Source organism: Nostoc sp., from assembly GCF_036919595.1.
Lineage (GTDB): Bacteria > Cyanobacteriota > Cyanobacteriia > Cyanobacteriales > Nostocaceae > Nostoc.
The window spans coordinates 20750-28807 of sequence record NZ_JBALCO010000057.1; the positions used below are offsets into that span (position 1 = coordinate 20750).

The following is an 8058-nucleotide window of genomic DNA, read 5'->3' on the forward strand; positions in this document are numbered from 1 at the left end:
TTTCTGGGAAAGTCGGCATATTTACCATCCGAATAGTTGAAGCAGCTTATACTGTTTCCAACCAATCAAAAATTTGGGCTAACTGATCCAGTGTTACCAGCCCATACTGCCAAAGGGTCATGGCTAGAAAGTTGGGGGTCTGCTCACAATGTCGCAAACCAAGAGAAATTGCTCCATTAGAAATATGCAACTCTTCCTTTAAAAAATGCACCAATTGATCTGTCGCTTTCATAGTAATGTTAAACAATGTTAAATAAGTCTTATTTCTGAGAGAGCTTGACTTGTGTGATGTAATGTCCAGGCTGCATCACAAAGTTGTTCAGTTTATCTTGATCATCAAGGATACTACCACTTCTCATAAATTCTCCTGTTTAGCAATGGTTGCAGTCTTTTTTTATTTATGTAACTAAACTTAACAATTAAATTAATCTTTGGGAACTAACGAGGAAATACGGTTTACCGTACTTAAAGAGTTAAAACCACTCGAAATGAGAGAAAACGCAGAGATTGGAGACGTAAAGATAAATCCCCGTGTGATGTTCATTTTCCATCAATGATTTCTATCTTTAGATAGATATATACACAATCTGGAAAGTGATGTGTTTATGACGGGTTGTTTAGTGACGTAAAAACTTTACCAGAATTACACTTGGCATATTGACACTGTTTAGATATTCATATGAATATCTAATTAAGTCGCTGAGAAAAATTCAATGTATATAAAGAAATATAAATTGGAAGTAGAAGTAGGGTGTGTTTTGCCGTAGGCTAACGTATTTTGAATTGTTGACAGTGCGGCGCTTGGCGACAACGCAACGCTCTTCTCCTGACGGAGACGCTGCGCGAACGGGTGAGGCTCGCGGACTCGCTACCGCTACGATAACACCAGTCGCCTACAGAAGGAAACCAACTTGAGTGCGCTGTTTCACTAGTTGCTACAACTTTGGGAAAGTTCGCAACGCACTGGCTCCCTTACATTTAAATTTCTTAACATAGCTTGAAATCATTAGTGCCGACTTACTTATAATCAATTTATCTTGCAGTTCTCCAAAATTAAAAATGTTGATGAGTAAACTTTATCCTCTTAATATCCAACGCAAAAAATCAATGTTTTTTTATTCTCTGGCAATGACAATATCGTTAGACTTAATGACTGCATAAGCTTCTTTGCCTTCAGATAGTTCCAACTCTTCTGCAGAAGCTCTGGTGATAATAGAGGTTAATTCTACTTTATGAATAATCTCTAGAGTCACCTCACTATTAACTGCTCCATAAATAACTCGTTTAACAACACCTTTAAGAATATTGCGAGAGCTAACTTTTAGTGATTTCTTTTGAAGACTACTTTCTGTCTCAGGCTTTTGAGTGTAAGTATTTTCCTGTTTTTCCTGTTGACTTGGTGGTGAAATTGATGCTATTGAGTGCTGATTGAGACTACGCACGAGTTCCCGCAGAATCTCAGTCTTGGTGCGTTGAGACTGTTCACAAAACTCCTCCAGAATCTTCCGCTCGTCCTCTGAGGTTTGAAATGTGACCCATCCCTGTTCTTTTCTTGGCATAATATTATCAATTTTGGCTATCTTGGTAAAATTCTAACAAGTATCAATTCAACATGTCGTTTTAGTAATAACATTTTTTTTGTCAGGATTTTCGACATTTTTAGCGAAAATTAACCAACTAATCTGATACAGATAAGTAGATAAATATTTTTTTGTAGGTGTAAAATATTTTGTTGCTTGAGAATATCTAACCGTCACTCCATCAATACCAACTATAATGGTATAAGATTGGACTATGGTATTTGTTGAGATAGCGATGCGTACACAATGGTAATCTGGTAGAAAAAACCGAAAGCGGCGATCACGTGAGTGCCATAGGATTATTTAATGTGAGTTCACAGCAGGGGAATAGAAACACTTAAAATCGCGTTCTTAAAACCTGCGGAGTTTATTTGAGAACAATATCACCATTGAATACCTGGCAGAACCCCTCAAAGCTATGCCAGCTGATGCAGAGGTAACAGAAGTGCTGCATTGGATACAGGCACAAAATTTTGATGTTATCGGCCGGCCTTCCCCATTTACAGAATAAATTTATCGCCAGAATGATGCCCATTGGTACCACTAGCATCTAAGCTAGTACGGGTGAACTATATCCAGTATGGAATGTCTGACTTAATTCTGTTTTGGCATCGGCGCGATTTACGCATTTCTGACAATACGGGACTGGCTGCGGCAAAACAGCAGAGTCCGAAAGTGGTGGGGGTGTTTTGCCTTGATCCGAATATTCTGGAACGGGATGATGTCGCTCCTGTGAAAATAACTTATATGATTGGGTGTTTGCAGAAACTCCAAGAGCGATATGCTAAAATTGGTAGCCAGCTATTAATACTCCACGCCAATCCTGTACAAGCGATACCAGCTTTAGCAGAGGCAATAAATGCCAAAGCTGTTTTTTGGAATTGGGATGTCGAACCTTATTCACAAGAACGCGATCGCACCGTTATAAATGCCCTCAAAGAAAAAGGTATTCAGTTTCTTAACCAAAACTGGGATCAAATCCTCAACTCCCCAGATGAGTTACGCACGGGTGGTAACAGTCCTTACACGGTTTACACCCCCTTCTGGAAAAATTGGATTAGCAAACCGAAGGCTCAACCAGTAGAAACACTGCAAAATGTAGAGGGGTTAACGGCAGCTGAACAGGAAATTGCCAAACTTGCAGGAGCGATCGCATTACCTTCAGCGAAAGATTTAGGATTTATTTGGGATGGAGAATTGATTATTTCACCCGGAGAGGCGGCGGCGCAAGAACGGCTAGAGGAATTTACTACTAAAGCTATTACTGAATACCAAGAACAGCGCAATTTTCCCGCAGTTGATGGAACATCGCAACTGAGTGCAGCTTTGAAATTTGGCGTAATTGGCATTCGCACCGTTTGGCAAGCCACTATAGAAGCACAAAAAAATAGCCGTAGTGAGGAAACAGCAGTTAATATTCGCACATGGCAACAGGAATTAGCTTGGCGGGAGTTTTATCAACATGCAATGTATAACTTTCCCGAATTAGCTGATGGTGCTTTCCGCGACACTTTCAAAAACTTTCCTTGGCAAACTAACGAAGAATATTTTCAAGCTTGGTGCGAGGGGAGAACTGGCTACCCGATTGTAGATGCAGCAATGCGCCAGTTAAACGAAAGTGGCTGGATGCACAACCGTTGTCGGATGATTGTTGCCAGTTTCCTCACTAAAGACTTGCTAATTAATCCTCAATTGGGAGAAAAATACTTTATGCAAAAGTTGATTGACGGGGATTTATCTGCCAATAATGGCGGTTGGCAATGGAGTGCTTCTAGTGGCATGGACCCCAAACCTGTACGGATTTTCAACCCAGCCAGTCAAACACAAAAATTTGATCCAGAGGGGGAATATATTCGGCAATGGGTATCAGAATTGCGGTCTGTAGATGCAGAATATTTAGTTACTGGTAAAATTCCATCTTTAGAACGTCATGCTGTTGGCTATCCTGAACCAATTGTGGATCATAAAGTACAGCAACACCAATTTAAACAGCGTTATCAACAGCAAAAAACCGTTAGTAGAGGTGATTGAGATAACTTTTGACAGATGGTTGAAAGGTGATGTCACTTGCCCGCCGTTAGATCAGGGGTCAAAAATATTCGTCGAACGAACGTTTTTTAGTCTGAGTGGCGATTTTCTCCAAAGTAGGGAGTACCTAAAGCTTTAGGGGGTGTAGATTTTCCCAACTTACCCACTAATGCCAATAAAGCGATCGCATAAGGTAGCATTACTAAAAATTGGTAAGGTATATTTGCCCCTAGTGCCTGAATTCGCAGTTGTAAAGCTTCTGTAGCCCCAAATAGCAAACAAGCCAAAGCACTACCAAAAGGATGCTATCTGCCAAAAATTAATGCTGCGATCGCAATAAATCCTTTCCCAGCACTCATCCCCTCGGCAAAAAATCTTACTTGTACCAGAGTTAAATAAGCACCTCCTAAACTTGCAAGAGTGCCACTAATCACCACTGCGATATAACGGACAGTTTGTACCGAAATTCCAGCCGTGTCAGCAGCTTGAGGAGATTCTCCCACTGCTCGTAATGTCAGTCCAAAGCTAGTTTTAAATAAAATATATGTAGTTAAAAAAACTAATATAAATAGTAAATATACTAAAATATCTTCTTGAAATAGTAGCAGCCCAATCAGGGGAATATTGGCTAAACCAGGGATAGTAATTGCCCCGATTCCAGGTAACTGCTGTGTACTACTGCCACTAAAGATTAACCTGGCCAAAAATGATGTTAACCCAGATGCGACAAGATTAATTGCTAATCCAGACACCAATTGGTCAACACGCAAAGTCACACATAAAACAGCGTGGAGTAGTCCGACTAATCCCCCAGCAATTAAGGAAGCGAGGATACCAAGCCAGGGATTACCAGTGGAGAAAGTGGCAGCAGCACTAGTAAAAGCACCAGTAAGCAACATCCCTTCCAAGGCGATATTTAACACCCCCGACCGTTCTGAGTATAATCCTCCAAGGGCAGCAAATCCCAAGGGGACAGCTAGACGTAAACTAGCTACCAAGTAATCAGAGAAGAAGTTGAGATTATTCATAGAGTTATTTTTGGCAGAACTGTGCCAAAACGGGTTTATTGTACGCTAAGGAATTAGTGTAATTCGTAAAACCCTTGACAGACAGTAGTTTCAGCTTCAATAGAAGTTGGATTTTTTCCTTTTCAAAGGACGCAAATTATCAATGCTACTTACGGACTTAAAATTCTAAATATAATCGGCACTCAAGTTGATATGTTCCCACCCCATTGGTGATAAATATTGCAAGTATTCAACCGGGATAATTACACCCTCAGACACTTGAAGCCTTGTTGGTTGAAGCTGTGAGTGCCAGGTCAAAAATCAAGATTAAATGCCTTAATTGCTGACGATATTCTGCAACACTGGAAGATGATTTTTTCAAACCGCGTGTACAGCCAATCAGTAAGCTCGCAAAATTAGATGGCTGAAAACTCCCACAACTCAATTCAATCTCTCCCCTTTCGTCGGCTTGACGAATTGCCTCTGTAAGTAATTCCTCAAACCGTTTAGAGGAGGAAAGAAAAATATCTGCCGCGATCGCATTGCTCAGATCGATTAGCTCGCTCCCATGTGGCGAATTGCAAACTAGCTCCAATAGCTCTAGATCCTTACCTTCAAACGCCGCATTTAGACGATCCCTAAATCCGATTTCAGACTGGAGTGCCGTTTGGGCACGGACAAGCGCATTGCCATGCAAATGTTCGCACAGCGTTCTAAAAATGTCTTCCTTATTTTGAAATAACAAGTAGAGTGCTGCACGGGAAATACCTGCAATCTTAGCAATATCATCCATTGCGGTGCGTTTGAAGCCATACCGCCCAAAACATTCTAAAGCTGCTTTGAGGATGCGATCCCGCTTTGTCGGCAGCGCTGATTTAGAGCGAACGCTATCGCCTTTGGCGGGGCTTCCCAAAGGCGATAGCGTTCGCCCATTGCACTTTGAATTTGGCTGAATTTTCATGTTTGACATTCTGACATATTGCACTTAAAATGTCAATTGACGTTTTGACAAATTATATTTTTTTTGTCATAAACACGGAGTCCAAGAGAGTAAAATGACCATGAAAGCTGCAATCTTAAAGGCGTTTGGATCGCCACTTGCGGTCGAGACCTTATCTGACCCCGTGCTGGGCACGGGGGAGGTAATTGTTGATGTCGTGGCTGCCCCGGTACTGTCTTACACCAACGAGGTTTTCAGCGGCGAACGGCAGTATCTGCTAAAGCTGCCGGTAGCACCGGGATGCGGAGCCGTCGGACGAGTGAGGTCTGTAGGGCCAGACGCGACGCGGCTGGTCGCTGACGACTGGGTAGTGTGTGATCCGACCGTGCGCTCGCGCGACAACGCCCTAACCCCTGACATCACCTTGCAAGGCTGGAGCGCCCGTGGTGAAGGAGGCTTGCGCCTGCAACAGTATTTTCACCACGGCTCTTTTGCCCAGCAGATGCTAGTGCCGACGGAAAACGCCATCCCGGTCGGCGCGCTTGACCCTGCGGAGGCGGGGCGCTGGTGCGCGCTGGGTGTGCTGCTGGTACCGTATGGCGGGCTACTGGCGGCCAACCTACAGGCTGGCGAGACGCTATTGGTCAGCGGGGCCACTGGCAACTATGGCAGCGCCTGCGTGGCCGTGTCCCTGGCGATGGGTGCGGGCTGCGTCGTCGCACCAGGCCGCAACGAGCGGGTACTGGCGGACCTAGTGCGTCGGTTTGGCGACCGTGTGCGCCCCGTGCATCTCACCGGCCACGAGGACGACGACCGGAAGCGGATGCAGCAAGCAGCCCCCGGACCCATTGACTGCGTGCTGGACATCCTGCCGCCCTCGGCGGGCACGACCCCGGTGCGGACTGCCGTCATGGCGGTACGGCCTTACGGGAGGGTAGTGCTGATGGGGGGCGTTGGGATGCTAGGAGGTCCCGGACTAGAACTACCTTACCCGTGGATCATGAGGAACTGCATCACCATACACGGCCAATGGATGTATCCACGCGAGGCTACCATCCGCCTGGTCGGTCTCATCCGGTCCGGACTCCTGGATCTGGGCAATTTCGACATCACGGCATTTGATCTGGACGACGCAAATGAAGCCGTCGCGCACGCTGCTGCCAATGGCGGTCCCTTCAAGTTGACTGTGATCCAGCCATGATGATCATGCAGTTTTGCTTACTGTAGTCAGATTTCTGCGAGTAAAGCAAGCAAAACTGTGCCAAAACTGGTTATTGTACGGGCTCGTAGTTAAGAGGTTCGCAGAGGAAAGCGCAAAGTTTCGCAGAGTTTTCTGGGTTAAACTTTGGCGCTTCTCTGAGTTTTTCCTCTTATCTCTGTTTCGATTGCGAAACTAATAGCAATAAACAACACCATAAAGCCCTGAATCGCATAAACCACAGTTACCGGCACACCTGCACTACGCTGCATCACATTCGCACCACTGCGAAGCGCCGCAAAAAACAAAGAAGTCAATACTACACCGACAACACTACCACGACTTAAAAAAGCGATCGCAATGGCATCAAACCCATAACCTGGTGAAACTTGTTCAAATAGCCGATATTTTAACCCCATCACCTCACAACTCCCAGCCAACCCAGCTAAACCACCCGCAGCAGCCATCACCAGCATAATAGTACGTTCAACAGATATGTGGGCATAACGGGCGGCAATTGGGTTAAATCCCACTGCCGTAATTTGATAACCTAGAGGCGATCGCACTAATAACACCCATAAAATACCTGCGGCAATTAAAGCTAATAAAATCCCTGCATGGGCGAATTTAGTGCGATTAGTTGCGATCATTATCTCCCCCCACCCATCAGCAAACCAATTTCTTCCACTGTCGCCGTCTGTGCATCCAACATAGCCATAAATTCACCTCTGTAGATTACGGCAATGCGATCGCTCATTGTCATCACTTCTTCTAAGTCGGTAGAAATATACAAAATTGCGGCACCGCGATCGCGTTCTGTTAATATTCGAGAATGGACAGCTGCTGTCGCCCCTACATCTAACCCTCTTGTGGGTTGCATGGCGATAATTAAAGCTGGTGTTTGCGCCAATTCTCGCGCTAACACCACTTTTTGTTGATTTCCTCCCGAAAGCTGACTTACTAAGATATCAATCCCATTCGCCCGAATGTCAAACTCTTGCATTGCAGCTTGAGTATGATTGGCGATCGCTTCTTGTTGTAACAAAAAACGGCGACAAAATGGCAAATATTTAAAAGCTTTTAAAATCAAGTTTTGGGCGATGCTAAATTGCAACACTAATCCCATTGTCTGCCTATCTTCTGGGATGTAGCCCACTAAGGAATGCTTGTGCGTAAACTTAATTTTACCCTGCTTAAGTAGGTGGGTGTAAGATAACCCAAATGTGTAACAATAAGTAAACATGGTGAATTAGAAAAGTTAAGTATAAAAAATGCCAGCACGTCTCAGAGGATTTCTAACTCAGG

Annotated in this window: 5 protein-coding genes and 3 pseudogenes; 2 read left to right on the forward strand and 6 right to left on the reverse strand. The window is 44.3% G+C overall.

Translation table 11 applies throughout. From position 1 onward, the window contains the following. Window positions 1–46 precede the first annotated feature (46 nt). Both V7K21_RS07480 and V7K21_RS07485 read right to left on the reverse strand, forming a co-directional pair. Window positions 47–232 carry a DUF2949 domain-containing protein gene (locus V7K21_RS07480; RefSeq protein WP_335172940.1) on the reverse strand — a complete coding sequence of 62 codons (186 nt, stop codon included), beginning with the start codon at window positions 230–232 and terminating at the stop codon, window positions 47–49. A gap of 883 nt (window positions 233–1115) precedes the next feature. Next, complete coding sequence (locus tag V7K21_RS07485; protein ID WP_335172942.1) at window positions 1116–1559, reverse strand: TOBE domain-containing protein; 444 nt, start codon at window positions 1557–1559, stop codon at window positions 1116–1118. 606 nt (window positions 1560–2165) lie between these two features. Here V7K21_RS07485 and V7K21_RS07490 point away from each other — a divergent pair. Further along, a complete protein-coding gene (locus V7K21_RS07490) occupies window positions 2166–3611 on the forward strand; it encodes an FAD-binding domain-containing protein (protein ID WP_335172944.1) in 1446 nt (481 codons plus the stop codon). Window positions 3612–3697: 86 nt separating this feature from the next. Here the strand turns inward: V7K21_RS07490 and V7K21_RS07495 are convergent. Next, window positions 3698–4636: pseudogene (locus V7K21_RS07495) on the reverse strand (ABC transporter permease). A 250-nt stretch (window positions 4637–4886) separates the two neighbouring features. Continuing rightward, a complete protein-coding gene (locus V7K21_RS07500) occupies window positions 4887–5576 on the reverse strand; it encodes a TetR/AcrR family transcriptional regulator (RefSeq protein WP_335172946.1) in 690 nt (229 codons plus the stop codon). Window positions 5577–5676: 100 nt separating this feature from the next. Here V7K21_RS07500 and V7K21_RS07505 point away from each other — a divergent pair, with 100 nt between their 5' ends. Beyond that, a complete protein-coding gene (locus tag V7K21_RS07505; RefSeq protein WP_335172948.1) occupies window positions 5677–6756 on the forward strand; it encodes a zinc-binding alcohol dehydrogenase family protein in 1080 nt (359 codons plus the stop codon). 137 nt (window positions 6757–6893) lie between these two features. Here V7K21_RS07505 and V7K21_RS07510 read toward each other — a convergent pair. Next, window positions 6894–7376, reverse strand: a pseudogene (locus V7K21_RS07510) (ABC transporter permease subunit); the annotation flags it as partial. A 26-nt stretch (window positions 7377–7402) separates the two neighbouring features. Then, window positions 7403–7951: pseudogene (locus V7K21_RS07515) on the reverse strand (ATP-binding cassette domain-containing protein); the annotation flags it as partial. Window positions 7952–8058: the final 107 nt, after the last annotated feature.